The sequence below is a fragment of the Streptomyces fumanus genome, from assembly GCF_014655295.1.
Lineage (GTDB): Bacteria > Actinomycetota > Actinomycetes > Streptomycetales > Streptomycetaceae > Streptomyces > Streptomyces fumanus.
Map to the genome: position 1 here is coordinate 60,244 of NZ_BNBI01000011.1, position 26,292 is coordinate 86,535.

The following is a 26,292-nucleotide window of genomic DNA, read 5'->3' on the forward strand; positions in this document are numbered from 1 at the left end:
GATGGTACGGCGCCCGGTGCGGGCCCCGGTAAGCCCGTCAGCGGTCGTCTGCGTCACGTCCCCGCGGCCGTTGCGCCGGGTCTGCCGGGAATGCCCCGCTCTCCGGGCGGTGGTCGTCCCGCAGCGCCTCCAGCTCCTTGACCAGGTCCTGCAGCTCCGAGCGGATCCAGTCCCGGGTGGCCACCTCGCCGAGCCCGGCGCGCAGCGCGGCGACCTCGCGGGTCAGGTACTCGGTGTCCGCGATCGACCGCTCGTTCTGCGCGCGGTCCTGCTCCAGGTTGACCCGGTCCCGGTCGTCCTGCCGGTTCTGCGCGAGCAGGATCAGCGGGGCGGCGTAACTGGCCTGGAGCGACAGCATCAGCGTCAGGAAGATGAACGGGTACTCGTCGAACCGCAGCTCGGCCGGGGCGGCGATGTTCCACACCACCCACACGATGATGACCACCGTCATCCAGACGATGAACCGCCCGGTGCCCAGGAACCGGGCGATCCGCTCGGACAGCCGTCCGAACGCCTCCGGGTCCCACTCGGGCAGCAGCCTGCGGCGCGGCGGCCGGGGCTGGTCCAGGCGGGGGCCGCGGTGCCGGGAGGCGGCCGTCGCCCCCGACACCGCGCGCTCCCGCGCGGTCGTCTCGCGCTCAGGCACCATCGGCTCGCACCTCCCCGTCCGTCCCGTCGTCCGCACGCTCGTCCGTGCCCTCGTCCGCCGTCCCGTCCCTCCTGTCGTCCGCCGTCCCGTCCGTCCCGTCGTCCGTCCCGTCCAGGTCGTACTCGGTCTCCCGCCAGTCGTCGGGCAGCATGTGGTCCAGTACGTCGTCCACGGTGACCGCGCCCAGCAGCGACCCGGACTCGTCGACCACGGGCGCCGCGACCATGTCGTACGTGGCGAAGAACCCGGCGACCACCGGCAGCGCCGCGTCCGGCGCGAGCGGCTGGAGATCGTCGTCGATGATCGAGCCGACCAGGGTGTACGGGGGGTCGCGCAGCAGCCGCTGGAAGTGGACGGTGCCCAGGTACTTGCCGGTCGGTGTCTCGTCGGGCGGCCGGCAGACGTAGATCTGGGCGGCGTGCGCCGGGGAGAGGTCCGGGTTGCGGATGCGGGCGAGGGCGTCGGCGACGGTGGCGTCAGGGCGCAGCACGATCGGCTCGGTCGTCATCAGTCCGCCGGCCGTGTGCTCCTCGTACGCCATCAGCCGCCGCATGTCGGCCGCGTCGGCCGGCTTCATCAGGCTGAGCAGCCGCTCCTTGTCCTGCTCCGGCAGTTCGCCGAGGAGGTCGGCGGCGTCGTCGGGGTCCATCGCCTCCAGGACGTCGGCGGCCCGCTCCTCCGCCAGCTTGCCGAGGATCTCGATCTGGTCGTCCTCCGGCAGCTCCTCCAGGACGTCGGCCAGCCGGTCGTCGTCGAGGGCGGCGGCGACCTCGGCGCGCCGCTTGGCGGACAGGTGGTGCAGCACGTTGGCGAGGTCGGCGGGGCGCAACTGCTCGAAGGTGGCCAGCAGGTTCTCGGCGCCCTGCCCGTGCTCCTCCAGCGAGAACCCGGTGACCGCCGACCACTCCACGGTCAGCGTCTCGCCCTTGCTGCGCCGGAAGGCGCCGCCGCGGCCCTTGCGGACGAAGACCCGGTCGATCTCCCAGTCCCGGCGGGCCGGCAACTGCTGCACCGACAGGTCGAGGACGGTGACCTCCTCGCCGGTCTCGGTGAGCGTCACCCGGCGGTCCAGCAGTTCGCCGAAGACCAGCCGCTCGGTGGGCCGCTGCTCGAAGCGCCGCACGTTGAGCACGCCGGTGGTGAGGACCTGCCCGGACTGGATGCCGGTGACCCGGGTCATGGGCAGGAAGATCCGCCGCCGGGTGGCGACTTCGGCGACCAGGCCCAGCAGCCGCGGGGGGCGGCGTCCGACGCGGAGCATGACGACCAGGTCGCGCACCCGTGCCACCTGGTCGCCGTTGGGGTCGAAGACGGCGACACCGGCGAGGTGCGAGACGAAGATCCGGGGGGCGCCCGCTGCCATGGCCGCGGCTCCTTTTCTCTGACCGTTCACGCGTGATGCGTTATGGCTGGTGCGTGTGGTGTCTCTTTACCGAATTGCCCGCTCGGACGGCCTTCAGGCTAGCCCGTCCGGTACGGGTCCGCCCCGGCGGCCGGTGCGGACGGACCCGCTCCGACCGCTCCGCACGGCCCCGGTACGCTGCCGTACGCCGCATCGGACTCCCGTCAGAAAGGCAGCCCCACCTGTGACTGCGACTTCCCGGCGCCGAACCCCCCGGGCCGCTCTGGCGGGCGTGGCGTGCGTGCTGGCCGTGACGGGAGCGGGCCTGACGGGATGCGGCGGCGGCGAGGACCCGGACGCGGGCACCAACGGGGTCGGCAAGCTGTCCGCCGAGCGGATCCAGGCGAAGACGCGGGCCGCCGCCGACGCCGCCGACGCGGTCCGGCTGCACGGCACGGTGTCGACCCGCGGCAGCACGTACACGCTCGACATGCGGCTGAAGTCCGACGGCGGCACCGGGTCGGTCACCTCCAAGGGGGCGACGTTCCGGCTGCTGCGGATCGGCGAGCAGCTCTTCCTCAAGGCCGACGCCGGCTTCTGGAGCCATGACGGCGGGGACGCGGACGCCGCCGCGGCGGAGAAGCTGGCCGGCAAGTACGTGAAGGTGCCGCAGGGCGACCCCTCGTACCAGAAGTTCAGCGGGTTCACGGACAAGGACGTCCTCCTCGACGGGCTGCTGACGCTGCACGGCACGGTGGAGACGGACGGGCGGCACGAGCAGGCGGGCGTGCGCACCGTCCGGATCAGCGGCGGCCAGGGCTCGGGCGGCTCGCTGGACGTCTCCCTGGAGGGCACGCCGTACCCGCTGCGCCTGGTTCGCGCGGGCAGCGCGGGCACGCTGCGCTTCTCCGAGTGGAACAAGGACTTCCCCCTGGCGGAACCGCCCCAGGACGAGACCCTGGACTACGGCCGGGAGTTGCCGACGTCCTAGGCGTCCTGGGCGTCCTAGGCCCCCGGCCGGCCGGGCAAGGCGTCGGCTAGCGGCGTTTGCGGCGTTTGAGGAGCAGCTTGGGCAGGCCCGCCGGGACCGGGGTGCGGGTGGTCGCCGGGGTGGGCAGCGGGGGCTCGGCCCGCGCGTCGTCGGGCAGCGGCGCGGTGGCGCCGGTCGGCTCCAGCCGCAGTACCCGGCACTCGCGCGCCCAGCGCTCCACCGCCGCCTCGCCGTCGGGGGCGTTGAGCCGCTTGCCCTTCAGCTCCGCGACCGCCGCCCGCCACGCCTCGGAGCCGGACGCCAGCTCCACCACCCGCGCCGACCAGGTGACCAGCCGGCCGCCCTTGTCCTTGCTGCGCACGGTGACCTCGGCGGTGCCGCCGTCGGCCAGCCCCGGCAGCGGCTGTTCGCCGGGGCCGTCGCCGAGCAGGCAGGCCGCGCCCTCGTGCCAGACGTGCCACAGCGCGCGGGCCGGGACGCCGGGGCCCCTGACCCAGACGAGGCCGGACTTCTTGGTGGCCTCCTCGATCAGGGCCCGCTGGAGCAGCTCGCTTGTCATGGGCCCAGCCTAACGAGAGGGTTCACAGCCAGCCGTTGCGCTTGAGCGCGCGGTGGATGCCGAGGCAGATGGCGACGGTGACGCCGAGGACCATCGGATAGCCGAACCGCCAGTGCAGTTCGGGCATGTGATCGAAGTTCATGCCGTACACCCCGCACACCATCGTCGGTACGGCGATGATCGCCGCCCAGGAGGTGATCTTCCGCATGTCCTCGTTCTGCGCGACGGACGCCTGGGCGAGGTTGGCCTGGAGGATGGAGTTCAGCAGTTCGTCGAAGCCGATGACCTGCTCCTGGACCCGGGCGAGGTGGTCGGCGACGTCCCGGAAGTACTTCTGGATGTCGGGGTCGATCAGCCGCATCGGCCGCTCGCTGAGCAACTGCATGGGCCGCAGCAGCGGCGACACCGCCCGCTTGAACTCCAGGACCTCGCGCTTGAGTTGGTAGATCCGCCCGGCGTCGGTGCCGCGCGGGCTGCCCTTGCGGCCGGGCGAGAACACCTCGGTCTCGACCTCGTCGATGTCGTCCTGCACGGCGTCGGCGACCGCGATGTACCCGTCGACGACGTGGTCGGCGATGGCGTGCAGCACCGCCGAGGGGCCCTTGAGCAGCAGTTCGGGGTCGTCCTGGAGGCGGTGGCGCAGGGCGCGCAGGGAGCCCTGGCCGCCGTGCCGGACGGTGATGAAGAAGTCCCGGCCGGTGAAGCACATGACCTCGCCGGTCTCCACCACCTCGCTGTTGGCGGTGAGCCGGTCGTGGTCGAGGTAGTGGATGGTCTTGAAGACGGTGAACAGGGAGTCGTCGTACCGCTCCAGCTTGGGCCGCTGGTGGGCCTGGACGGCGTCCTCCACGGCCAGCGGGTGGAGCCCGAACTCCCGGGCGATCCCGGCGAATTCGTCCTCGGTCGGCTCGTGCAGGCCGATCCAGACGAACCCGCCGTCGCGGCGCACCAGGCGCATCGCCTCGTGCGGGCCGAGCGGCGCCTCGGTGGGCAGGCGCCGGCCGTCGCGGTAGACGGCGCAGTCGACGACGGCGGAGGCCGTCGACGGGTCGCGGGTGGTGTCGTAGGCGCCGGTGTCCTTGCGCAGGGAGACGCGGGACGGGCGGACCGCGGCGCGCAGGTCACGGATCATCGACAAGGCAGGCTCCTTCGCTACGGGCAGCGAACGGCGCCGGCGACGGGTGGAACCACCCGGAATGAGGACGTCCAGACCACGCTGTTCGGCGCGTCCACAAAGCGGGGAGCACCCCACCGTCGCGGTGGCGGGCTTCGCTGCTGGTTCACTACGAGACGAAGTGCTCTTCCGCGGGACAGCGCGCGACTGACCTGAGGCCGCTACCGGGGAAAAACCGGGGAGAACCGGGGAACGCGGTGCGGCGCGTCAGCGGCCGGAAGAGCGGGTGGTACTGCACGGTCGACTTCGGTCCATGCCAGCCCCACCTCCTCCGGCCGGTCCCTCGTGAGGGACGGTTGATTCCCCCTGTTTAGCGGGGTTCCCCGTAGGGGAGTGTTCTTCACAGCGTCGAGGCTTGATCGCGACGCTTCTGCGTGCTGCCTCGAACCACCGGCTCAGAGTACCAGCCGCTCCGTGTGTCAAGGCGCCGCTTTGCCGCTTCCCGACGAGTTCTATGCTCGCCGCATGGCTGATGTTCTTCCTCTGGTCGAGGCCCGGTTGCGCGGCGCGCTGGGCGAGCCGGACGCGCGCGCGGCGGTCACCTTCCTGGGCACGGACCGCATCGAGGTGCTCCGCTTCACCGAGGGGGAACTCGTCCGGTACGCCACCCTCGGCATGTCCGCCCACCCCATGGCCGACCCCACCGCGGTGCTCGCCGATCCGGTCCGCGGGCCCCGCGCCGAGCTGGTCCTGACGGTCCGCGCGGGGCGCGCCGACACCGGCAAGGTGCTCCGCCCGCTCGCCGTGCTCGCCGCCTCCCCGCAGGTCGAGGGCGTGGTCGTGGCGCCCGGTGCCTCGCTGGACGTCGGCGAGCCGCTGTGGCCGGGCGCCCCGTTCACCTCGGTGCTGGTGGCCGAGCCGGGCGGCCTGGTCGAGGACCTGGAGCTGGACGCGCCCCTGGACCCGGTGCGGTTCCTGCCGCTGCTGCCGATGACGCCCAACGAGGCCGCCTGGAAGCGCGTGCACGGCGCGGCGGCCCTCCAGGAGCGTTGGCTGAGCCGCGGCACGGACCTGCGCGACCCCGCCCGGCGGTCGGTACCGCTGGAGTGACGCGGGGCGCCGGATGCCGGGCGGGGCGGGCCGATCGGCTCAGTCGGCGAAGGCCGTGACGCCGTCCTCGGTCGCGTGCCGCGGCTCCAGTTGCTCCGCTTCGTGGGTGAGCGCCCGCCGCCGGACCAGGACCACCAGCGCGCCCAGCACCGCGGTGACCGCCGCGACCACGAACGGGATGTGGATGTCGGTCCACTCCTCGATCTTCGGCGCGAAGTACGGGGCCGCCGCGGCGGCGAACCAGCGTACGAAGTTGTATCCGGCGCTCGCCACCGGGCGCGGGGCGTCGGAGACGCCGAGGGCCAGCTCGGTGTAGACGGTGTTGTTCACGCCGATGAAGGCACCGGACAGGATCGTGCAGACGACGGCCGCGGTGTGGTTGCCGTAGCCGAGGACGAGCACGTCCGCCGCGAGCAGCACCAGCGAGCCGCCCAGCACCTTCAGCGAGCCGAACCGCGCCTGCATCCTCGGGGCCACGATCACCGAGAACACGGCGAGCAGCACACCCCAGGCGAAGAACACGGCACCCGACCGGTACGGGGTCATGTCCAGCACGAACGGCGTGAAGGCCAGCACGGTGAAGAACGTGTAGTTGTAGAAGAACGCCGAGACCGCGGCCGAGGCCAGCCCGCCGTGGCCGAGCGCCTTGAGCGGGTCGAGCAGCGAGGTCTTCCGGGCGGGCCGGGGCTGCTCCTTGAGGAACGCCGTGATGCACAGGAAGCCGACGGCCATCAGGAACGCGGTGCCGAAGAAGGGGTAGCGCCAACTGGCGTCGCCGAGCAGCGCGCCCAGCAGCGGGCCGCAGGCCATGCCGAGGCCGAGGGCGGACTCGTACAGCAGGATCGCGGCGGCGCTGCCGCCCGCCGCCGCGCCGACGATGACGGCGAGCGCGGTGGAGACGAACAGCGCGTTGCCCAGGCCCCAGCCGGCCCGGTAGCCGACGAGCTGGCCGACCGTGTCGGAGGTGCCCGCCAGGCCCGCGAAGACCACGACGAAGGCGAGGCCGAGCAGCAGGGTCTTGCGGCCGCCGATCCGGCTGGAGACGAACCCGGTGACCAGCATCGCGACGGCGGTGATCAGGAAGTAGGAGGTGAACAGGAGGGAGACCTGGCTGGCGGTGGCGTCCAGGCCCTTGGCGATGGACGGCAGGATCGGGTCGACGAGTCCGATGCCCATGAAGGCGACGACGGACGCGCCGGCCGTCGCCCACACCGCCTTGGGCTGCCGCAGGATGCTGCCCGCCCCGGCGTCGAAGGGGTCCATGCTGGCTCCAATCCGGACGATTCCGACAGGGAGATGGTTGCTGTATACACACGATAAGTTAGATCGGCTAATTAATGCAACACACACCTAGTTCTGGCCGGGCGACGGCCGGCCGGTGGCCGGTCGGGGCGGCCTCCGGATGGGTGATCGTCCTTGACGTGACGGAGCCGGGGTAGGACCGTGGGGCCCTATGAGGGGCGAACCCAGTTGCCCGAAGTGTGGTGGCCGGGTCAGGGCTCCCGGTCTCTTCGCCGATTCCTGGCACTGCGACCTGCACGGCGGTGTGCATCCGGTCCAGCCCGTGATACCGCCCAGTGTCGAAGCCCTGGACGTCGTGGTGCACCGCACCCAGGTGCCGGTGTGGATGCCGTGGCCGCTGCCGGTCGGCTGGCTCTTCACGGGCGTGGCCTGCGCGGGCGACGACCGCACCGGCGGACGCGCGACGGCGGTGGCCTGTTCCGGCCCCGGTCCCGTCGGCGGCGTGGGCGAGCTGATCCTGGTCGCCGAGGAACTCGGCGTCGGCCTCGGCGCCCGTTACGCCGGCATCGACGCCCCCGACCCCGGCCCCTACATCGACGTCGAGAAGCCGCCCCAGGCCAAGGTCCTCGCCGCCGGCCGTCCCACCCCGCTCTGGCATGTCTCCGGCGCCCCGCCCGACCGGGCCGTCTTCGCGGGCGAGGCGCTCGGCATGTGGCTGTGGGCCGTCGTCTGGCCCGAGCAGTCGGGGCTGCTGATGTACGACGAACTGGTGCTGACGGATCTGCGGGACGCCGGGGCCGAGGTGGAACTGGTGCCGTGCGGGGCGCTGTCGCCGAGACTGCTGGAGCCTTGAGTCGCTACGGCACTTCCCGGGGGGCCCTGGGGTCCCTCCGCCGCTTGCCGAGGGTCATAGGGTTCTCCGCCGCTTGCCGAGGGTCCTAGGGTTCTCCGCCGCTTCCCGAGGGCCCTGGGGTCCCTCCGTGCGGAGGGTCCTAGGGTCTCCGCCACTTCCCGGGTGCCTTGAGGTTCCTGTGACGCCTCCTGGGCCCCCCGAGACCCCTGGGTCCCGCTGGACGGTTGGCCGGTGTGGTTGTCCGGTTATCCTTGAGCGTCCCGTTCCTCCCGTCGTCCCCTGGAGTCTGCCGTGCGCATCGACCTGCACTGCCACTCCACCGCGTCCGACGGGACGGACACCCCGGCCGAGCTGGTGCGCAACGCCGCCGCGGCCGGGCTGGACGTGGTCGCGCTGACCGACCACGACACCACCCGGGGGCACGCCGAAGCGATCGCCGCGCTGCCCGAGGGGCTGACGCTGGTCACCGGCGCCGAACTGTCCTGCCGGATCGACGGCGTCAGCATGCACATGCTGGCCTACCTCTTCGACCCCGAGGAGCCCGCGCTGCTCGCCGAGCGCGAGCTGGTCCGGGACGACCGGGTGCCGCGCGCCCGGGGCATGGTCGCCAAGCTCAACGAACTGGGCGTGCCGGTCACCTGGGAGCAGGTGGCCCGGATCGCCGGCGACGGATCGGTCGGGCGCCCGCACGTCGCCTCGGCCCTCGTCGAACTCGGCGTCGTCCCCACCGTGGGCGACGCCTTCACCCAGGAGTGGCTGGCCGACGGCGGCCGGGCCTTCGTGGAGAAGCACGAGACCGACCCGTTCGACGCCATCCGGATGATCAAGGGCGCGGGCGGCGTCGCCGTCTTCGCCCACCCGGCCGCCGCCAAGCGCGGGCGTACGGTCCCGGAGTCGCGGATCGCCGAGATGGCCGCCGCCGGACTGGACGGCATCGAGGTCGACCACATGGACCACGACCCCGACACCCGGGCCCGGCTGCGCGGCCTCGCCAAGGAACTGGGGCTGCTGGTCACCGGGTCCAGCGACTACCACGGCAGCCGCAAGACCTGCGTCCTGGGCGAGTACACGACCGACCCCGAGGTGTACGGGGAGATCACGCGCCGGGCGTTCGGCGCGTTCCCGGTGCCGGGAGCCGGCGGGGCCTGAGACCCGCCCCCGCACCCTCACACCCGTACCACCGCAAGGCCAGTAGCTCACCCATGTTCGACGTCGCCGTCTTCGGCTCCCTCTTCCTGACCCTTTTCGTCATCATGGATCCCCCCGGGATCACCCCGATCTTCCTCGCCCTGACCGCCGGCCGGCCCGGCGCGGTGCAGAAGCGCATGGCCTTCCAGGCCGTCTGCGTGGCCGGCGGAGTGATCACCGTGTTCGGGCTCCTCGGGCACCAGATCCTGAACTACCTGCACGTCTCCGTGCCCGCCCTGATGATCGCGGGCGGCCTGCTGCTCCTGCTGATCGCCCTGGACCTGCTCACCGGCAAGACCGACGAGCCCAAGCAGACCAAGGACGTCAACGTCGCTCTCGTACCGCTGGGCATGCCGCTGCTCGCCGGGCCCGGCGCGATCGTCTCGGTCATCCTCGCCGTGCAGAAGGCGCACAGCGTCACCACCCAGGTGTCGGTCTGGTCGGCGATCCTCGCCATCCACGTGGTGCTCTGGCTGGTGATGCGGTACTCGCTGCTGATCATCCGCGTCATCAAGGACGGCGGTGTGGTGCTGGTGACGCGGCTCGCGGGCATGATGCTCTCCGCGATCGCCGTGCAGCAGATCATCAACGGGATCACCCAGGTGATCCAGGGCGCCTGACCTACGGAAAACCCCCGCACGCCGTGCTGCGTGCGGGGGTCCCGGTGCGGGTGCGGACGGTCCGCGCTACGAGGCCGAGGTCCCGGCCGGGCGGATCCACAGGCGCTGCCCGATGGCGGCGGCCTGCTGAACGATGCGGTTCACAGAGGCGGCGTCCACGACGGTGGTGTCCACGGGCGTGCCGTCGACATCGTCGAGTCGCATGATTTCAAAGCGCATGGCCTCTCCCTTGATCTGGTCATCCTCCTGAGGAGAACTACTGGTGCGCGCCCGGATCATCGGTGCCCTGGGCGCACGTACGTAGTCAACCGGGACTGTGTTACGAACATTCCCTACGCTAAAGAAATTTTTCGAACGCCTAACTACTGACCGGTAAGTACAGTCCGCGCCGTTTTCTGTGTGTCCGGTCAAGACCGACCGGGACCAGTTGTGTTCGCAGCGTGACCACCGGGACAATGGAGACAATGAACGACGACCTCGCGTCCCTGCACGCCCGTATCGACCGCACCAACGAGCTGCTCCAGCGCATGCTCGCCGAGGTGGCGAAGACGCCCTCCACCCACGCGATCTTCGTGGACGCGGGATACCTGTACGCGGCGGCGGGGCGGCTGGTCGCGGGCACCGAGGACCGGCGCGCCTTCGACCTGGACGCCGAAGGGCTCATCGAGGCGCTCATCGACAAGGCCCGCACCATCTTCGCGGACAGCAGACTGCTCCGCGTCTACTGGTACGACGGCGCCCGGCGCCGCATCCACACCGCCGAACAGCAGACCATCGCCGAACTGCCCGACGTGAAGGTCCGGCTGGGCAACCTCAACGCCAACAACCAGCAGAAGGGCGTCGACTCCCTCATCCGCTCCGACCTGGAGTCCCTCGCCCGGCACCGCGCCATCAGCGACGCGGCCCTGCTCGGCGGCGACGAGGACCTGGTCTCGGCGGTCGAGGCCGCCCAGGGGTACGGCGCCCGCGTCCACCTCTGGGGCGTCGAGGCCCCCGAGGGCCGCAACCAGGCCGACCCGCTGCTCTGGGAGGTCGACAGCCAGCGCACCTTCGACCTGGACTTCTTCAAGCCGTACGTCTCCCGGCGCACCGTCGCCGCCTACGAGGGCACCGGCCTGGCCCGGCCGGCCCGGGAGGACGTCCGGTTCGTCGGCGCGCAGATCGGCGCCAAGTGGCTGGGCGCCCGGGGCCGCGAGGCCCTCGCCGAACTGCTCCCCGGCCACCCCTACCTGCCCGGCTCGGTCGACCAGGACCTGCTGGTCGAGGCCGAGGGGCTGCTCCAGTACTCGCTGCGCGGCCAGGCCGACCTGCGGCGCGCGCTGCGGGACGGGTTCTGGGAGTACGTACAGACGCAGTACTAGGGGATATCCGACGGGTCCCGCGGTCCGCCCGGGCCGGGATGGTCGTCCCAGAAGTCGGCGAGGGCGGCGGCGGTCGGCAGCGGGCGGTCGGTGTTGGGGGAGTGCTCGGCGCCGGCGATGACGGTCCGGCGTGCGCCGAGGCGCTCGGCCATGTCGTCCAGCAGCGGCACCGGCCAGGTGTCGTCGCGCTCACCCGAGAGCACATGGACGGGCAGCGGTACGGCGGCCAGTTCGGCGACCCGGTCCGGCTCGGTACACAACTGGTGTCCGCCGGCCCGGAGCTGCGCGGGCCTGGTGCCCAGCCAGCGGCGCCGCAGATGCTCCTCGTCGCCCGCCGCCGGGGCGGGGCCGCCGACCTCCTCGGGGGGACCCATGGCCCGTATCCGCTCCCACACCTCGGCCATCGTCAGCACCGCGAGCGCGTTCCGCAGCAGCCTCACCCGCTGCTGCTGGGAGACCGAGATCCGGGCCGGACCCGAGGACATCAGGGTGAGGGAACGGAAGGGGGCCGGGTCCAGCAGCACGGCGGCGCGGGCGATCTGACCGCCGAGCGAGTGCCCGAGCAGATGCACGGGGGTGCCGAGCGCGGCGGCCTGCGCGAGCACGTCCAGAGCCAGCTCCCGCTGGGCGTACGCGGACTCGTCGTGCTCGGGCCCGGGGGACTCGAACTGGCCCCGCCCGTCGACGGCGACGGTACGGTACCCGCGCGCCGCGAGCGGCTCGTGCAGCAGCGTGAAGTCCTCCTTGCTGCCCGTGAAGCCGGGCAGCATCAGCACCGTCCCCCGCACCGCCACCCCGTCGGCCACGGGGAAGTCGACGACGGCGAACTCGCCCCGGGCGGTCCGCAACGGATACCCGCGCGCACCGGGCGGCGGGACGAAGACGGCGTTCCTGCTCACGGGATGAGCGTATCGGGCCGGGGTGAGGGGTGCGGGGAGGGCGGACGGGGGCCGGGTGCGCGCCGGGTGGGGGCCGGGGGAGCGGGAACGCCGTCGGCCCGGTTCCGCTGGGGGCGGGACCGGGCCGACGGCGTAGGAGAGGGGCTCTCTCTCCGGGTCAGTTCTCCGCGGTGTCCGTGGACTGCGGGGCCGCCGCGGTCTTGCGGGTGCGGCGGGCCTTCGGCTTGGCCTCCGCGCCCTCGGCGGTCGCTTCTGCCGAGGTGGCGGCGGTGGCCTTGCGGGTGCGGCGGCGCGGAGTGGCGGCCTCCGGTTCCTGCGCGGCCTGCGCCGGGATGTCGGCTGCCGTTTCGGCGGTGGCCGCCGCCTTGCGGGTGCGGCGCGGCTTGGCCTCGGTGGCGTCCGCCTCCGGGGCCGCTGCGGCGGTCTCGGCGGACTTGCGGGTCCGGCGGGTCTTGGGCTTGGCCTCCGTGCCCTCGGCCGTGTCGACCGCCGTCTCGGCGGTGGCCGCGGTCTTGCGGGTGCGGCGCGGCTTGACCTCGGCGGTCTCCGTCTCCGGGGTCGCCTCGGCGGTTTCGGCGGTCTCGGCGGTCTTGCGGGTGCGGCGGGTCTTGGGCTTGGCCTCCGTACCCTCGGCGGTGTCGGCCGCCGTTTCGGCGGTAGCCGTCGCCTTGCGGGTGCGGCGGCGCGGAGTGGCGGCCTCCGGCTCCTGCGCGGCCTGCGCCGGGATATCGGCGGCGGTCTCCGTGGTGGCCGTCTCCGGGGCTGCCTCGGCGGTCTCGGCGGTCTTGCGGGTGCGGCGGGTCTTGGGCTTGGCCTCGGTGCCCTCGGCGGTGTCGGCCGTCGCTTCCGCGGTGGCCGTGGCCTTGCGGGTGCGGCGCGGCTTCACGGGCTCCGGCGTCTCGGTGGCCGTGCCCTCGGCCGTGTCGGCGGCGGCTTCCGCCGTGGCCTTGCGGGTGCGGCGGCGCGGCGCGGCGACGGGCGCCTCCTCGGCCGGCGCGACGACCTCGGCGGTCGGGGCCTGGTCCGCGACCGGTGCCGTCTCCCGTACCTCGGCCTGCGGCTCCGCCGACTTGCGCGTACGGCGGCGGCGCGGCTTCGCCTCGGTGACCTCGGCGGTGGCCTCCGCGGCCGTACCCTCCGCCGTGGCCAGAGCCGCCTCGGCGGCCTCCGGCGCGGGGGACTCGACCGGCGCCGCGGTCACCGCCGACTGGGGCTGGGGCTGGGCCTGGGCTCCGCCGCGCGTGCGACGGCGGCGGCGCAGCGTGCGCGGCGCGTCGGTCGTCTCCGCCGCCGGAGCGGCGGCGGCAGCGGTGGCCTGCTCGGCGGGCGCCGCGTCCAGCGGAGCTCCGCCGCGCGTACGGCGACGGCTGCGCGGCGTACGGGCCGGACGCTCGCGGTCGGCGGAACGGGACTCGTCCCGGCCGCCCCGGCCACCGCGTCCGCGTGCCCCGCGTCCGCCGGGCTCGCCCAGGTCCTCCAGCTCCTCGGCCGCCAGCCCGGCGCGGGTGCGCTCGGAACGCGGCAGCACGCCCTTGGTGCCCTCGGGGATGCCGAGTTCGGCGTACAGGTGAGGGGAGGTGGAGTACGTCTCCGGCGGGTCGTTGAAGTCGAGCCGCAGCGCCTTGTTGATCAACTGCCAGCGCGGGATGTCGTCCCAGTCGACCAGCGTGATCGCCGTACCCTTGGCGCCCGCGCGGCCGGTGCGGCCGATGCGGTGCAGGTACGTCTTCTCCTCTTCCGGCGATTGGTAGTTGATGACGTGGGTCACGCCCTCGACGTCGATGCCGCGGGCGGCGACGTCGGTGCAGACCAGCACGTCCACCTTGCCGTTGCGGAAGGCGCGCAGCGCCTGCTCGCGGGCGCCCTGGCCGAGGTCGCCGTGGACCGCGCCGGCCGCGAACCCGCGCTGCTGGAGCTGGTCGGCGAGGTCGGCCGCGGTGCGCTTGGTACGGCAGAAGACCATGGCCAGGCCCCGGCCCTCGGCCTGCAGTATGCGCGCGACCATCTCGGGCTTGTCCATGTTGTGCGCGCGGTAGACGAACTGCTTGGTGTTCGCCACCGTGGTGCCCTCGTCGTCCGGCGAGGTGGCCCGGATGTGGGTGGGCTGCGACATGTAGCGGCGGGCGAGACCGATCACCGCGCCCGGCATGGTGGCCGAGAACAGCATGGTCTGGCGCTTGGCCGGCAGCATGTTGATGATCTTCTCGACGTCGGGCAGGAAGCCCAGGTCGAGCATCTCGTCGGCCTCGTCGAGGACGAGGGACTTGATGTGCTTCAGGTTCAGCTTCTTCTGGCCCGCGAGGTCCAGCAGCCGGCCCGGGGTGCCGACGACCACGTCGACGCCCTGCTTCAGGGCCTCGACCTGGGGCTCGTACGCCCGGCCGCCGTAGATCGCGACGACCCGTACGTTGCGCACCTTGCCGGCGGTCAGCAGGTCGTTGGTGACCTGCTGGCACAGCTCGCGGGTGGGGACGACGACGAGGGCCTGCGGGGCGTCGGTGAGCGCCTCGGGGGCGGCGCGGCCGGCCTCGACGTCGGCGGGGACGGTGACGCGCTCCAGCAGCGGGAGGCCGAAGCCCAGCGTCTTGCCGGTGCCGGTCTTGGCCTGGCCGATGACGTCCGTGCCCGTCAGGGCCACGGGGAGGGTCATCTCCTGGATGGGAAACGGATTGACGATGCCGACGGCTTCCAGGGCTTCGGCTGTCTCGGGGAGGATCCCGAGGGATCGGAACGTCGTAGTCAGGGTGCTGCCTCTTCTGTGTGCGCGGTGCGAGGCGAGCGCGGGGGTCGTGCCGGACCGTGCCGGGGACGTCGGCTTGCCTCAGGGGCCAGCCGTGGACACGGGACCTCTGCCGACGCTCTAGCGCTCGAACCGCTGAGGGTCCCCCTCCGGCTGCCGTCCACACCGTGGCGGACGGCCGGGAGGGCTGTCTGGTCGGAGCCGATCGGGCCACCGACCGGGCATCCTCATGCGTGCGGCCCGTCGAAGACGTCACGTACCCGTACGTCACATACTCGGCAGGCGCATTACCACCATACCCCGGATTCGCGCACATGCGGTGGCCGATCCCGTGACGTAGTCGTCGTCACACTGGTTGACCAGGGCCTTCCGCCCCGCGACGAGCGGGCTATTGTGCGCTGCATGACGAGCTCTGACAAGCCTGGCACCGCCGCCGAAGCCCCCGCCCCCGCCCCGCGGACCGGGGTCGCCGCCCTGGACTGGGCGAGCGCCTCCGCCGACCCGCAGTACCGCGCCGCGGTGGTGGATCTGCTCGGCGCGCTGGCCTACGGGGAGCTGGCGGCGTTCGAACGGCTCGCGGAGGACGCCAAGCTGGCGCCGACGCTGGCGGACAAGGCGGAGCTGGCGAAGATGGCGTCGGCGGAGTTCCACCACTTCGAGCGACTGCGGGGCCGGCTCGCCGAGATCGGCGAGGAGCCGACGGGGGCGATGGAGCCCTTCGTCGCCGCCTACGACGGCTTCCACAAGCAGACGGCCCCCTCGGACTGGCTGGAGGGGCTGGTCAAGGCGTACGTCGGCGACTCCATCGCCAGTGACTTCTACCGCGAGGTCGCGGCCCGGCTCGACACCGACACCCGTGAGCTGGTGCTGGCCGTGCTGGACGACACCGGGCACGCCGGTTTCGCCGTGGAGAAGGTGCGGGCGGCGATCGACGCGGACCCGCGGGTGGGCGGGCGGCTGGCGCTGTGGGCGCGGCGGCTGATGGGCGAGGCCCTGTCGCAGTCGCAGCGGGTGGTCGCCGACCGGGACGCCCTGTCGACGATGCTGGTGGGCGGGGTCGCGGACGGGTTCGACCTGGCGGAGGTCGGCCGGATGTTCTCCCGCATCACCGAGGCCCACACCAAGCGGATGGCGGCGCTGGGCCTCGCGGCCTGAACGGGGCCGCCGGTCGGGCGGAGGGTCGCTTCGGGGCGCGCGCCGGAGCACGGCTGCCTCCGGGCGGAGGTCCAGGGCGAACTTCAGTTCAGTCGGACCGAGGCGCGCGGCCGGTCAGTGGGACCGAGGCGCGCGGCAGGTCAGTGGGACCGAGGCGCGCGGCCGGTCAGTCGGACGGAGGCGCGCGGCCCGTCAGGCGGACCGAGGCGCTCGACCGGTCAGGCGCACCGAGGCGCGCGGCCCGTCAGGCGGTGGCCGATCGGCCGCGCAGTCTGCCCGCGGGGCGCAGCAGGAGCGACAGCGAGGCCGAGGAGACGGCCGCCGAGCCCAGCAGGACCACCAGCAGACTGCCGGCGCCGAGCGCGCTGTGCGTGACGAACGCCCCGAAGAGGGCCCCGGCGACACCCGTCGGCAGGACCAGGACGCGGCCCGGCAGACGGTGCGGCACGCGGTGGACGGCGGCCCAGGCGAGGGCCAGGCCGAGCATCGCGGCCAAGAGCGCTTCCAGGAGCATGTCGGGGTCCCTCCCACACGGCCGGCCTGCCCGAACGGTTGCAGTCGTCATACCCCTGACCTGCGAAATCCAATCATCCCCTGTGGGGCAGTTGTGCGCCCTTTGTGTACGCGGACACAGCCGCCGCGAGCGGAAACGGCAGGGCCCGGCGGTGTGTGACCGCCGGGCCCTGCCGTTTCCGCTGACGTCCGCCGACGCCGCCGCTACAGCGCGCCGAAGCCCACCTTGCGCGGGGTCGGCTCACCGATCTCGACGTACGCCAGGCGGTCGGCCGGGACCAGGACCTTGCGCCCGTGCTCGTCCACGAGGCTCAGCAACTGCGCCTTGCCGGCCAGCGCGGCGGCGACCGCCTGCTCGACCTCATCGGCGCTCTGACCGCTCTCCAGAACGATCTCGCGCGGCGCGTGCTGCACGCCGATCTTGACCTCCACGGCTATGTCCCTCCGACGGTCAGTGAAGTGCGCGACCTTCCGCGCCGTACCCAGCACACATTAGCCCGGTGAGGGGACGTACACGCTCCGCCCTACCACGCCAGGAGCGAACAGCGGACGGGAACAAACCGGTCGGACGCGTCCGGCGGCTCAGTGCGGCTGGTCGGTCCCGTGCAGCGGGAAGCCGGCGATGCCCCGCCAGGCCAGCGAGGCGAGCAACTGCACCGCCTGGTCGCGCGGCACGCTGCGGTCGCTGTGCAGCCAGGAGCGGGCCACCACCTGTGCGAGCCCGCCGAGGCCGGAGGCCAGCAGCATCGACTCCGCGCGGGACAGGCCGGTGTCCTCGGCGATGACGTCGCAGATCGCCTCGGCGCACTCGTTCGTCACCTTGTCGACGCGCTCGCGCACCGCGGGCTCGTTGGTCAGGTCCGACTCGAAGACCAGGCGGAAGGCGCCGCCGTCGTCCTCGACGTACGCGAAGTAGGCGTCCATCGTGGCGCGGACGCGCTGCTTGTTGTCGGTGGTCGAGGCCAGCGCGCCGCGCACCGACTGGATCAGCGACTCGCAGTGCTGGTCCAGCAGCGCGAGGTAGAGGTCGAGCTTGCCCGGGAAGTGCTGGTAGAGCACCGGCTTGCTGACCCCGGCGCGCTCGGCGATGTCGTCCATCGCGGCCGCGTGGTAGCCCTGGGCCACGAAGACTTCCTGCGCGGCGCCCAGGAGCTGGTTCCGTCGGGCACGGCGCGGCAGGCGGGTGCCCCGCGGGCGTACCGCCTCTGTCTGCTCGATGGCTGTCACGCCGCCTCCCAAAGTCGTCCACGTGCGGTGTGCGCCGCGCCGCCATCGTACTTTTCGGTAACCGTGGTGTGCGCGGTGCGGACGCAGAATTTCACGGACCGGACGGCGGCGAAAGCCACCCAAAAGGTTTCAGGCCGGTTCACGCCGGGCAAAGATCGGCCCCTCCTCCTGTCGGGCGGCGCCTTCCGCCGACCGGTCAGCGGTAGTCGTCCTCGTCGAGGGTGACCACCCTGGCCTGCTCCGCGAGGTCGGCCTCGCTGGCGCGGCCGGGGTCCACGCCGGTCAGCGGGTCGTCGCGGTCCGGCGCGATGTCCGCCTGCTGCTCGGCGGCGTCGGCGTCGGGCGCCTCGACGCCGACCTCCGGCGACTCCTGCGCCTCCTCGTCCCGGAAGGTCTCGGGGTCGGTGGGGTCGATGGCCATGCTGGGCTCCCTTTCTACGAACGTCCCTGGATGCAGGGGCCACACGCGGGTGCCCTCTCTCCGAGAGTAGGAGACACCCGATCCGGACGCCATGCCGTCCGGACCGGCCCGTGTGTGACCCTCTGTACCCGCAAGGGACCCGCTCAGCACCCACTGTTGTGATGCCGAACACGTGAGCCATTGCGTGATCGTCTCGTAACATTGCCGCATGTCTTCGACCGAACTGCCGTCCGTACCGCCCGCCGCCGTACTGCCGCGGGCCACGGCCGTACGGATCGCGGAGGGCGAGCGCCTGAGGTCGGTGCACCTGCCGGGCATCACCCTGACGGTGCGGTCGAGAACCCCGGCCCGCGAAGGACTGCCGCCCGCCCTGTACGTCCACGGCCTCGGCGGCTCCTCGCAGAACTGGTCGGCGATGATGCCCCTGCTGGACGACGTCCTCGACAACGAGGCCGTCGACCTGCCCGGCTTCGGCGACTCCCCGCCGCCGGACGACGGCAACTACTCGATATCGGCACACGCGCGTGCGGTGATCCGTTACCTCGACGCCTCGGGACGCGGACCCGTGCACCTGTTCGGCAACTCGCTCGGCGGCGCGGTCGTCACCCGGGTGGCCGCGGTCCGCCCCGACCTGGTGCGCACCCTGACCCTCGTCTCGCCCGCCCTCCCCGAGATACGGGTGCAGCGCACCGCCGTGCCGACCGGGCTGCTGGCGCTGCCCGGGGCGGTGTCGCTGCTCACCCGGTTCAGCCGGGGCTGGACGGCCGAACAGCGCGTCCGCGGCGTGCTCGCCCTGTCCTACGGCGACCCCGGGCGGGTGTCGGAAGAGGGCTTCCGGCACGCGGTCGAGGAGATGGAACGACGGCAGCGGCTGCCGTACTTCTGGGACGCGATGGCGCGCTCCGCGCGGGGGATAGTCAACGCCTATACGGTCGGCGGTCAACACGGGCTGTGGCGCCAGGCCGAGCGGGTTCTCGCACCGACGCTGCTCATCTATGGTGGCCGGGACAAGCTCGTCGGCTACCGCATGGCCCAGCGCGCCGCCCGTGCCTTCCGTGACTCGCGGCTGCTGACCCTGCCGGACGCCGGGCACGTCGCCATGATGGAGTATCCCGGGACGGTCGCCACGGCGTTCCGCGAACTCCTCGCGGACACGGGCGAGTCGGCGGGTGCCGCCGCCGACGACGATGACGACAGGTACGCCGACGACAGCACAGGAGGCTGAGGCGCGACGTGGGACGCCACAGCCGCCGCGGACCGGCCCCGAAGGTCTCCAGGACCTCCCGGGGGGCCGAGGGCAGCGACACCGCGGACACCGCCGGACCGCGCGAGCGGCGACGCGGGGCGGGGGACATCGAGCAGACACCGGGCACGCCAGGACGCACCCCGCCGCAGAGGGGGGCGGCGCCGGGCGGGCGCGGGGGCGCGCGGTTGCCGGACGGGGCGCCCGCTCGTGGCGCGCGGCTGCCGGACGGGACGCCTGCGCAGGGTGTGCCGAGGGTGCCGGACGGGACGCCTGCGCGTGGTGTGCCGAGGTTGCCGGACGGGACGCCCGCGCAGGGTGTGCCGAGGTTGCCCGATGGGACGCCTGCGCATGGTGTGCCGAGGTTGCCCGATGGGACGCCTGCGCATGGTGTGCCGCGTGCGTTCGAAGGAGGGCCCGGCACTCCCGCGCACGGGGTGCCGCAGGTGCGGGGCGGCCATCCCGAGCAGCGTGAAGCCGGTGGCGGCTGGGGCGAGTTGAGGGGGCGGGCCGGCGCGGCCGGCGCGGGGCAGGCGCCCGGCGTACCGCTTCCGCGGCAGCGGCAACGGCAGGCCCCGGTACCGGGCGGGCCCCGGCAGGACTACCTCGACGCCTTCGGGGCGGACGGCGACGGCTTCGCGCCCCGCAAGTCCCCGAGCGCCGCCGCCGACCCCTACGCCACCGTCACCGACTGGAACGCCGCCGAGGACGCCGTCCGCACCCGCGGCACGGCGCGCGCCGCCGTCGACGCGCCCCCCGCACCGTCGCGCGCGGGAGCGCCCGCCGAGGCGGACAAGGGCGGCAAGGGCCGTACCTACACCGGCATCGCGGCGGCCGCCGTCACCACCGTGCTGGCGATCGTCGTGGCCGGACAGGTCACCGACGGGCGCGCGGAGGACGCGGCGTCCCGTGCCGCCACCGACCAGGCGCGCGACCTCCACGTCCCCGCGCCGGACGTGAGCCGGCCCGCGAAGACCGGCCCCGGCGCGACCGGCGCCAAGGCGCCGCTGACGTACGCCCAGAAGATGAGCCGGACGTACCCGCTCAGCCCCACCCTGAAGGGCTCGGGGAAGTTCGACGCGGTCCCCGGGGTCGCCAAGGCGCCCGGGAAGGGGCAGAAGTTCACCTACCGCGTGGACGTGGAGCGGGGGCTCCGCCTCGACGGCGGGCTCTTCGCACGCGCCGTGCAGGAGACGCTCAACGACGACCGGAGCTGGGCCCACAACGGCGCCCGTACGTTCGAACGCATCCACTCCGGGCACCCCGACTTCGTGATCACGCTCGCCAGTCCGGGCACCACCGCCGACTGGTGCGCGAAGTCCGGGCTGGACACCACCATCGACAACGTGTCCTGCGACTCGGCCGCCACCGAACGCGTCATGATCAACGCCTACCGGTGGGCGCGCGGCGCCAAGACGTACGGTGACGCGAAGATCTACGCGTACCGGCAGATGCTGATCAACCACGAGGTCGGCCACCGTCTCGGCCACAACCACGTGACCTGCGACAAGGACGGCGATCTCGCGCCCGTCATGCAGCAGCAGACCAAGTTCCTGGAGTACGACGGCATCCGCTGCCGCGCCAACCCCTGGCCGTACCCGAACGACTGAGCCGCCGCCGGACTCCGGGCGTCACAAGGTGTGAGCGAGGGGTCGCCTAGCGCGACCGAACGCACGTCGCGCCGGAAAGTCACGACCGTTCACCCCTTTTGGTGGTGCGACGGACAACCGTCCATCACACCCCCACCTTGTCCGCTTACGTTCGTCCCGCTGTGAGTCGCCGGACCAACGGCGGCTCCCCACACGGGAGATCGGGAGTGCACGCGTGCGCATCGGACTGCTTACGGAGGGTGGCTATCCGTATGTGAGCGGTGACGCGGGACTCTGGTGCGACCGGCTCGTACGCGGGCTCGACCAGCACGAGTTCGACGTCTACGCGCTCAGCCGCGACGAGCGCCAGGAGGACGCGGGCTGGGTCCCGCTGCCGCCGCAGGTCAGCCGGGTCCGCACCGCACCGCTGTGGACGGCCGAGGAGGACGGCGTCGGCTACGGACGGCGCACGCGCCGGCGCTTCACCGAGTACTACGGCGACCTCGCCGCCGCCCTCTGCGCGACCGCGGCGACCGGCCCGGCGGACCCTCCCGGGGATGCGGAGAACGCTTCGGCCATGGAGGCGGACCGTTTCGCCAACGCCCTCTACGGCCTCGCCGAACTCGCCCGCGACGAGGGCGGCCTGGTCGGCGCGCTCCGCTCCGAGACCGCCGTACGCGCCCTGGAGCGTGCCTGTCGCGCCCCCGGCGCCCAGCGCCCGGCACGTGAGGCGCGCGTGCCCGATCTGCTCACCGTCGCCGCGCACCTCGAACGCGCCCTGCGCCCCCTCTCCCTCGACTGGTACGACGACGCCGGCCTCGGCGCGGTCGACCTGTGCCACGCGGCCTCCGGCGGCCCGGCGGCACTGCCCGGCCTGCTCGCCCGGCACTTCTTCGACGTCCCCCTGCTGGTCACCGAGTACGGCGTGCGCCTCCGTACGCACTACCTGACCGCGCCCCGCACCACCCCCGCCATACGCGCGCTGCTCGCCGCCTTCCACGGCCGGCTCGCCGCCGAGACCTACCGGCGGGCCGCCGTCATCACCCCCGGCAACGGGCACGCCCGCCGCTGGCAGGAACGGTGCGGAGCCGACCGCGCCAAGCTGCGCACCGTCTACCCCGGGATGGACGCGGCCCCGTTCGCCGAGGTGGGGGAGGCCCCGGAGAGCGCCGCCGACCCGGACACCCTCCTGTGGGTCGGCCGCGTCGAACCCACCAAGGACCTGGTCTCCCTCCTCCACGCCTTCGCCGAGATCCGCAAGGCGCAACCCGGGACGCGCCTGCGGATCATCGGCGCCCCCGACGGCCCCGAGGGCACCGCCTACCTCGCCCACTGCCAGGCGCTGGCCGCGCAGCTCTTCCCCGACGAGGCCGACGGCCCGCACGCCGTCGGCCACAACCCGGTCTCCTTCGACGAGATCGGAGGTCCGGAACTGCCCACCGCCGCCGACGCGTACGCCTCCGGCGCCCTGGTCGTCCTCTCCAGCGTCATCGAGGGCTTCCCGGTCGGCCTGGTCGAGGCCATGTTCAGCGGCCGCGCGACGGTGTCCACGGACGTCGGCGCGGTGGTCGAGGTGATCGGCGGCACCGGGCTCGTCGTACCGCCGCGCAATCCGAGGGCGCTCGCGGAGGCGTGCGTATCGCTGCTGCGCGACCCCGAGCGCCGTGCACGCCTGGGCGCCGCGGCGCGCGCCCGCGCCCTCGAACTCTTCACCGTCGAGCAGAACGTCTCGGCGTTCCACGGCCTCTACCTGGAGATCCTCTCGCGCACCCCGATCCGCCGCGTCCTCCTCGACGCCACCGGCGAACCCGTCCCGTTCGCCGCGCCCGCCGAGGCCCACGTCCCCGGCCGCTGGACCGGGCCGACGAGCCCCCTCGTCCCCCGGAGCCGCCCCGACTGGGCCGTGGACCCACCGGTCCGGGCGACCGCGCCGACCTCCGCCACGGAGGCGGTCCGATGAACGACCTCGAAGGCATCGGCGGCTTCGGCGACATCGACCGACCTGGCACCCCGAGCAGCCCCGGCGCGTGGGACGAACGGTCGCGGGCGTACCTCGACGGGGGCTCGGACCTGGGCTCGGTCCCGGCCCCGGGCTCGGTCCCGGCCCCGGGCTCGGTCCCGGCCCCGGGCGTGGACCCGGCCTCGGGCGTGGACCCGGCCTCGGGCGTGGACCCGGCCCCGGGCCTGGACCCGACCCCGGGCCCGGATGTGGCTCAGGGTTCGGACGCGGTCTCCGGAGCAGGGCGGAAGGCGGTTCGGACAGTGGTGTCCAGGCAGAACGCGAGCCTCGGTGCGGGTGCGGGTGCGGGTGCGGGTGCGGGTGCGGGTGCGGGCGCCGGTGCCGGCGCCGCTTCCGGCGTGGCGGAACGTCCCGCCGCACCCCGTCGCCCGGCGCCCGTCCGCCGGCTCGGCGCGGACCCCGTGAAGGCGCTGCTGCACCGGCACCGCGAGCTGTGCGAGCGGGCCGTGGACCCGCTGGAGATCGCGGCCGGCCTGGAGGCGCACGGCATCACCGACCGGACCGCCGCCCGCTTCCGCCACCGGGACGTCTTCTCCCTCGCGGAGGAGATGTACGCCCGTGCCCCGCGCGGCGGTGACACACCGGCGGCCCCGGGCACCCGCGCGCCCTCGGCGGACTCCGACCGCCCCGCGCCCCCACGTGCCGTCTGGGCCGCGCTGTCCCTCCTCCCCGGTCTGCTGTGCGCGGCGACGGTCGTCGGACTGCGGCTCACCCAGGGGCAGTCCCGCCTGTGCACGGCCGTCGGCGGTGCGCTGGCCGTCCTGCTGGCCCTGCGGGCGGCGCTGCGGCGCGGACCGCTCGGCGGCACCGACGACCACACCGGGCCCTGGGCCTGCTGGCTCGCCGGGTACGCCCTCCTCGGCGACGGACTCCTCGCCGCGGCCCTCGGCGGCGGTCCCGACGGCCCGCCCACCGGCGCCGCCGACGGCCCCTGGCCCGTCACCGTCGCCCCCGTGCTGGCGCTCACCGCGGCCTGCGCGCCGGCGGCCTGGTGCGCCCACCTGTTCACCACCGGCGCCCGCCGCAGACTGGCGACGAGCCGCGGACTGGAAGAGTTCGCCACCTCCGTACGGCCCCTGCTGTTCGGCAGCTTCGCCCTGTTCCTCGGTGCCCTGGCCGCCCTCCTCGCCCTGACCGCCGCAGCCCTCGGCGAGGAGCCCGCCTACCCGGAGGTCCTCACCCTGGGCGCCCTGCTGCTGTCGGCCCGCCTGCTCGCCGCGCACGGCTTCGTCCACGCCCCCGCACTCGTCCTCACCGCCGCCGTGGCGGCCGAGGCCACCGCCCTGGCCTGTGTCTTCGCGAGCCGCCTCCCGCACTGCGGCCCGCTGGCCACCCCCGTCGAGGCGCTCGTCACCGCCTGGGGCCCCGGCGGCGTCCCCACCGCCGCCTGCGGTGCCGGAGCCCTCGCCCTGCTGGGCCACGCGGCCCGGCGCCTCACCAGAGCCTCCGCCCACGCGCGACCGGAGCCCGGACCGTGACCGGTCCCGCCCCTCCGCCCCGGGCGGACACCCCCCACCTGCCCCCCGAGTCCGGCCCCCCCCGTGCCGGCGGACCCCGCATCACCCCCTGAAGGAGAACCCCACATGACCACCTCCCGACCCGGAACCTCGGCCCCGGGAGCCGTCCGATGAGAGTCCTGCTGATCGGAGCCAACGGCTACATCGGCCGCTTCGTCGCCGACCGTCTGCTCGCCGACCCCGCCGTCCAGCTCACCGCCCTCGGCCGCGGCGACGACGCCGACGTCCGCTTCGACCTCGCCAGCGGCAGCCCCGGCGCTCTCACCCGCTTCCTCGACGCGGTCCACCCCGGCGTCGTCATCAACTGCGCCGGCACCACCCGGGGCGGCGCCCGCGAACTGACCCGGCACAACACCGTCGCCGTCGCCACCGTCTGCGAGGCCCTGCGCCGCAGCGGCTGCGGCGCCCGCCTGGTACAGATCGGCTGCAGCTCCGAGTACGGCCCCAGCCAGCCCGGCTCCTCCACCGCCGAGGACGCCGTCCCGCGCCCCGGCGGCCCCTACGGCGTCAGCAAACTCGCCGCCACCGAACTGGTCCTCGGCTCCGGCCTGGACGCCGTCGTCCTCCGCGTCTTCTCACCGGCCGGCCCCGGCACCCCCGCCGGTTCACCCCTGGGCCGGCTCGCCGAGGCCATGCGTCGCGCCATGCAGTCCGGCGACGGCGAACTCCGCCTCGGCGGGCTCGGCGCCCAGCGCGACTTCGTCGACGTCCGCGATGTGGCCCGCGCCGTGCACGCCGCCTCCCTCTCCGCCGCACAGGGCGTGATCAACATCGGCTCCGGCCGGGCCGTCCGGCTCCGCGACGCCGCCGCCACCCTCGCCCGCGTGGCCGGCTACGGCGGCGCCCTGCACGAACTCGACGGCCCGCCCGGCGCCCTCCGGCCCACCATCGGCCACCCCCGCGGCGAATCCGTCGGCCACCGCGCCGACGGCCTCGGCCACCGCGCCGACGCCCCGGGGCACCACCGCGTCGACGGCATGGGCCACCACCGGATGGACGCCCTCGGCCACCGCGCCGACCCCGAACACGTCATCCCGGTCACGTACCCGTACCCGGACGGCTGCGGCAGTTGGCAGCAGGCCGACGTGCGCACCGCCCGCGACCGGCTCGGCTGGCGCCCCCGCATCAACCTGGAGGAATCCCTCGCCGACATCTGGATGGAGGCCGCGTGTCGTATCTGACCGGCACCAGACCGGCCGACCCGGGCACCGGCCTCCGCACCGGCCTCGGCGTCCCCGGCCTGGCCCACCCCCTCGTCGCCGCCGCCGAGTGGGCCGGACTCACCCGCCCCGGCACCCCGCTGCACTGGGTCGTCCTCAACGTCGCCGACGGCCCCGGCGCCCACCCCGACCCGGACTGCCTGGCAGCGGCCGGCCGGCTGCGCAACGCGGGCGTGCGCGTCCTCGGCCACCTCGACGCCGCCCACGGCACCCGCGGCACCGGCGAACTGGTCCAGCAGGCCCGGCGGTACCTCGACTGGTACCGCGCCGACGGATTCCTGCTGCACCGCTGCCCCGCCGGCCGGACCGCCCTGCCCGCGGTCCGCCGCACGACCGGCGCCCTGCGCGCCGTCCGTGACGACGCCCACATCGTCCTCGGCCACGACACCCACCCGCACCCCGGCTACGCCGCCCTCGGCGACCAGTTGGTGACCTTCCGCGGCCCCTGGACCGACTACCGGTGGTCCCAGGCGCCCGAGTGGACCGCCGACCACCCGCCCGAGCGGTTCTGCCACTTCGTGCACGGCGTGCCCCGGCCCCACCTCGACGAGGCCCTGCGCATCGCCCGCTGGCAGGGCGCCGCCACCATCTGGTTCACCGACCGCACCGACCGCACCCACCGGCACGGCAGCACCGGCCCCTGGGAGGCGATGCCCGGCTACTGGGACACCATCGTCTCGCAGGTCGGGACGGGTGTCTCGGAATGAAAAAGCGCGTGG

Annotated in this window: 25 protein-coding genes; 13 read left to right on the forward strand and 12 right to left on the reverse strand. The window is 73.7% G+C overall.

Annotated elements, in window-relative coordinates; translation table 11 throughout:
* Positions 1–37: 37 nt before the first annotated feature.
* Both IE316_RS24285 and IE316_RS24290 read right to left on the reverse strand, forming a co-directional pair.
* A complete protein-coding gene (locus tag IE316_RS24285) occupies positions 38–649 on the reverse strand; it encodes a DUF1003 domain-containing protein (protein WP_190206585.1) in 612 nt (203 codons plus the stop codon).
* Positions 639–2,012: a magnesium transporter MgtE N-terminal domain-containing protein gene (locus IE316_RS24290; protein WP_190206586.1), complete on the reverse strand. Its 1,374-nt coding sequence runs from the start codon at positions 2,010–2,012 to the stop codon at positions 639–641. Before IE316_RS24290 ends, IE316_RS24285 begins: the two co-directional genes overlap by 11 nt.
* A gap of 223 nt (positions 2,013–2,235) precedes the next feature.
* Between IE316_RS24290 and IE316_RS24295 the strand changes: the two genes are divergently transcribed.
* On the forward strand, positions 2,236–2,982 hold the full coding sequence (locus tag IE316_RS24295) for a hypothetical protein (protein WP_190206587.1): 747 nt from the start codon (positions 2,236–2,238) through the stop codon (positions 2,980–2,982).
* A gap of 46 nt (positions 2,983–3,028) precedes the next feature.
* On the opposite strand, the gene IE316_RS24300 is transcribed toward IE316_RS24295, so the two are convergent.
* Both IE316_RS24300 and IE316_RS24305 read right to left on the reverse strand, forming a co-directional pair.
* Positions 3,029–3,541, reverse strand: a complete 513-nt coding sequence (locus tag IE316_RS24300; protein ID WP_190206588.1) for a hypothetical protein — start codon at positions 3,539–3,541, stop codon at positions 3,029–3,031.
* Between the two features lie 22 nt (positions 3,542–3,563).
* Positions 3,564–4,679 (reverse strand): magnesium and cobalt transport protein CorA, encoded by a 1,116-nt coding sequence (locus tag IE316_RS24305; RefSeq protein ID WP_190206589.1) that lies wholly within the window; start codon positions 4,677–4,679, stop codon positions 3,564–3,566.
* 501 nt (positions 4,680–5,180) lie between these two features.
* Here IE316_RS24305 and IE316_RS24310 point away from each other — a divergent pair.
* Positions 5,181–5,765 (forward strand): suppressor of fused domain protein, encoded by a 585-nt coding sequence (locus IE316_RS24310; RefSeq protein ID WP_190206590.1) that lies wholly within the window; start codon positions 5,181–5,183, stop codon positions 5,763–5,765.
* 39 nt (positions 5,766–5,804) lie between these two features.
* Here the strand turns inward: IE316_RS24310 and IE316_RS24315 are convergent, their stop codons facing one another.
* Positions 5,805–7,028, reverse strand: a complete 1,224-nt coding sequence (locus IE316_RS24315; protein WP_190206591.1) for an MFS transporter — start codon at positions 7,026–7,028, stop codon at positions 5,805–5,807.
* A 190-nt stretch (positions 7,029–7,218) separates the two neighbouring features.
* Between IE316_RS24315 and IE316_RS24320 the strand changes: the two genes are divergently transcribed.
* The 3 genes from IE316_RS24320 (at position 7,219) to IE316_RS24330 (ending at position 9,668) form a co-directional block, all read left to right on the forward strand.
* Entirely contained in the window at positions 7,219–7,860 is a 642-nt protein-coding gene (locus IE316_RS24320; protein ID WP_190206592.1) for a DUF6758 family protein, read from the forward strand.
* Between the two features lie 291 nt (positions 7,861–8,151).
* Positions 8,152–9,009 carry a PHP domain-containing protein gene (locus IE316_RS24325; RefSeq protein WP_190206593.1) on the forward strand — a complete coding sequence of 286 codons (858 nt, stop codon included), beginning with the start codon at positions 8,152–8,154 and terminating at the stop codon, positions 9,007–9,009.
* A gap of 53 nt (positions 9,010–9,062) precedes the next feature.
* Positions 9,063–9,668: a MarC family protein gene (locus IE316_RS24330; protein WP_190206594.1), complete on the forward strand. Its 606-nt coding sequence runs from the start codon at positions 9,063–9,065 to the stop codon at positions 9,666–9,668.
* A gap of 66 nt (positions 9,669–9,734) precedes the next feature.
* Here IE316_RS24330 and IE316_RS24335 read toward each other — a convergent pair whose 3' ends face one another.
* Positions 9,735–9,887, reverse strand: coding sequence for a DUF8834 family protein (locus IE316_RS24335; protein WP_190206595.1), 153 nt, complete (start codon positions 9,885–9,887; stop codon positions 9,735–9,737).
* 245 nt (positions 9,888–10,132) lie between these two features.
* On the opposite strand from IE316_RS24335, the gene IE316_RS24340 reads away from it, so the two are divergent.
* A complete protein-coding gene (locus tag IE316_RS24340; protein ID WP_190206596.1) occupies positions 10,133–11,029 on the forward strand; it encodes an NYN domain-containing protein in 897 nt (298 codons plus the stop codon).
* Here IE316_RS24340 and IE316_RS24345 read toward each other — a convergent pair.
* Positions 11,026–11,928, reverse strand: coding sequence for an alpha/beta fold hydrolase (locus IE316_RS24345; protein WP_190206597.1), 903 nt, complete (start codon positions 11,926–11,928; stop codon positions 11,026–11,028). The two genes, IE316_RS24340 and IE316_RS24345, sit on opposite strands and share 4 nt — an antisense overlap.
* Positions 11,929–12,085: 157 nt before the next feature.
* A complete protein-coding gene (locus IE316_RS24350; protein ID WP_190206598.1) occupies positions 12,086–14,578 on the reverse strand; it encodes a DEAD/DEAH box helicase in 2,493 nt (830 codons plus the stop codon).
* 492 nt (positions 14,579–15,070) lie between these two features.
* On the opposite strand from IE316_RS24350, the gene IE316_RS24355 reads away from it, so the two are divergent.
* A complete protein-coding gene (locus IE316_RS24355) occupies positions 15,071–15,823 on the forward strand; it encodes a ferritin-like domain-containing protein (protein ID WP_190206599.1) in 753 nt (250 codons plus the stop codon).
* A 244-nt stretch (positions 15,824–16,067) separates the two neighbouring features.
* Here IE316_RS24355 and IE316_RS24360 read toward each other — a convergent pair whose 3' ends face one another.
* The 4 genes from IE316_RS24360 to IE316_RS24375 form a co-directional block, all read right to left on the reverse strand.
* On the reverse strand, positions 16,068–16,337 hold the full coding sequence (locus IE316_RS24360; RefSeq protein ID WP_190206600.1) for a hypothetical protein: 270 nt from the start codon (positions 16,335–16,337) through the stop codon (positions 16,068–16,070).
* Positions 16,338–16,540: 203 nt separating this feature from the next.
* Positions 16,541–16,768 (reverse strand): DUF3107 domain-containing protein, encoded by a 228-nt coding sequence (locus IE316_RS24365; RefSeq protein WP_190206601.1) that lies wholly within the window; start codon positions 16,766–16,768, stop codon positions 16,541–16,543.
* A gap of 150 nt (positions 16,769–16,918) precedes the next feature.
* Positions 16,919–17,563 (reverse strand): TetR/AcrR family transcriptional regulator, encoded by a 645-nt coding sequence (locus IE316_RS24370; RefSeq protein WP_190206602.1) that lies wholly within the window; start codon positions 17,561–17,563, stop codon positions 16,919–16,921.
* Between the two features lie 196 nt (positions 17,564–17,759).
* The gene (locus IE316_RS24375) at positions 17,760–17,984 is read right to left on the reverse strand and encodes an Rv3202a family protein (RefSeq protein WP_190206603.1); all 225 of its coding nucleotides are present in this window, start codon (positions 17,982–17,984) and stop codon (positions 17,760–17,762) included.
* 208 nt (positions 17,985–18,192) lie between these two features.
* On the opposite strand from IE316_RS24375, the gene IE316_RS24380 reads away from it, so the two are divergent.
* The 6 genes from IE316_RS24380 (at position 18,193) to IE316_RS24405 (ending at position 26,280) form a co-directional block, all read left to right on the forward strand.
* The gene (locus IE316_RS24380) at positions 18,193–19,209 is read left to right on the forward strand and encodes an alpha/beta fold hydrolase (protein WP_190206604.1); all 1,017 of its coding nucleotides are present in this window, start codon (positions 18,193–18,195) and stop codon (positions 19,207–19,209) included.
* 8 nt (positions 19,210–19,217) lie between these two features.
* Positions 19,218–20,837, forward strand: coding sequence for a DUF3152 domain-containing protein (locus IE316_RS24385; protein WP_190206605.1), 1,620 nt, complete (start codon positions 19,218–19,220; stop codon positions 20,835–20,837).
* A gap of 214 nt (positions 20,838–21,051) precedes the next feature.
* Positions 21,052–22,776: a DUF3492 domain-containing protein gene (locus IE316_RS24390; protein ID WP_190206606.1), complete on the forward strand. Its 1,725-nt coding sequence runs from the start codon at positions 21,052–21,054 to the stop codon at positions 22,774–22,776.
* Entirely contained in the window at positions 22,773–24,314 is a 1,542-nt protein-coding gene (locus IE316_RS24395) for a hypothetical protein (protein ID WP_229910541.1), read from the forward strand. The genes IE316_RS24390 and IE316_RS24395 overlap by 4 nt, the downstream gene beginning before the upstream one ends.
* Before the next feature lie 149 nt (positions 24,315–24,463).
* On the forward strand, positions 24,464–25,534 hold the full coding sequence (locus IE316_RS24400; RefSeq protein ID WP_190206607.1) for an SDR family oxidoreductase: 1,071 nt from the start codon (positions 24,464–24,466) through the stop codon (positions 25,532–25,534).
* Positions 25,522–26,280, forward strand: a complete 759-nt coding sequence (locus IE316_RS24405; RefSeq protein ID WP_190206608.1) for a spherulation-specific family 4 protein — start codon at positions 25,522–25,524, stop codon at positions 26,278–26,280. The genes IE316_RS24400 and IE316_RS24405 overlap by 13 nt, the downstream gene beginning before the upstream one ends.
* Positions 26,281–26,292: the final 12 nt, after the last annotated feature.

Bases quoted from the DNA above. Each gene is read 5' to 3' on its own strand.
- IE316_RS24310 (WP_190206590.1), top strand. From the start codon at position 5,181: ATGGCTGATGTTCTTCCTCTGGTCGAGGCCCGGTTGCGCGGCGCGCTG.
- IE316_RS24330 (WP_190206594.1), top strand. From the start codon at position 9,063: ATGTTCGACGTCGCCGTCTTCGGCTCCCTCTTCCTGACCCTTTTCGTC.
- IE316_RS24355 (WP_190206599.1), top strand. From the start codon at position 15,071: ATGACGAGCTCTGACAAGCCTGGCACCGCCGCCGAAGCCCCCGCCCCC.
- IE316_RS24395 (WP_229910541.1), top strand. From the start codon at position 22,773: ATGAACGACCTCGAAGGCATCGGCGGCTTCGGCGACATCGACCGACCT.
- IE316_RS24285 (WP_190206585.1), bottom strand. From the start codon at position 649: ATGGTGCCTGAGCGCGAGACGACCGCGCGGGAGCGCGCGGTGTCGGGG.
- IE316_RS24315 (WP_190206591.1), bottom strand. From the start codon at position 7,028: ATGGACCCCTTCGACGCCGGGGCGGGCAGCATCCTGCGGCAGCCCAAG.
- IE316_RS24375 (WP_190206603.1), bottom strand. From the start codon at position 17,984: ATGGCCATCGACCCCACCGACCCCGAGACCTTCCGGGACGAGGAGGCG.
- IE316_RS24300 (WP_190206588.1), bottom strand. From the start codon at position 3,541: ATGACAAGCGAGCTGCTCCAGCGGGCCCTGATCGAGGAGGCCACCAAG.
- IE316_RS24340 (WP_190206596.1), top strand. From the start codon at position 10,133: ATGAACGACGACCTCGCGTCCCTGCACGCCCGTATCGACCGCACCAAC.
- IE316_RS24360 (WP_190206600.1), bottom strand. From the start codon at position 16,337: ATGCTCCTGGAAGCGCTCTTGGCCGCGATGCTCGGCCTGGCCCTCGCC.
- IE316_RS24400 (WP_190206607.1), top strand. From the start codon at position 24,464: ATGAGAGTCCTGCTGATCGGAGCCAACGGCTACATCGGCCGCTTCGTC.
- IE316_RS24335 (WP_190206595.1), bottom strand. From the start codon at position 9,887: ATGCGCTTTGAAATCATGCGACTCGACGATGTCGACGGCACGCCCGTG.
- IE316_RS24380 (WP_190206604.1), top strand. From the start codon at position 18,193: ATGTCTTCGACCGAACTGCCGTCCGTACCGCCCGCCGCCGTACTGCCG.
- IE316_RS24320 (WP_190206592.1), top strand. From the start codon at position 7,219: ATGAGGGGCGAACCCAGTTGCCCGAAGTGTGGTGGCCGGGTCAGGGCT.
- IE316_RS24290 (WP_190206586.1), bottom strand. From the start codon at position 2,012: ATGGCAGCGGGCGCCCCCCGGATCTTCGTCTCGCACCTCGCCGGTGTC.
- IE316_RS24350 (WP_190206598.1), bottom strand. From the start codon at position 14,578: ATGACCCTCCCCGTGGCCCTGACGGGCACGGACGTCATCGGCCAGGCC.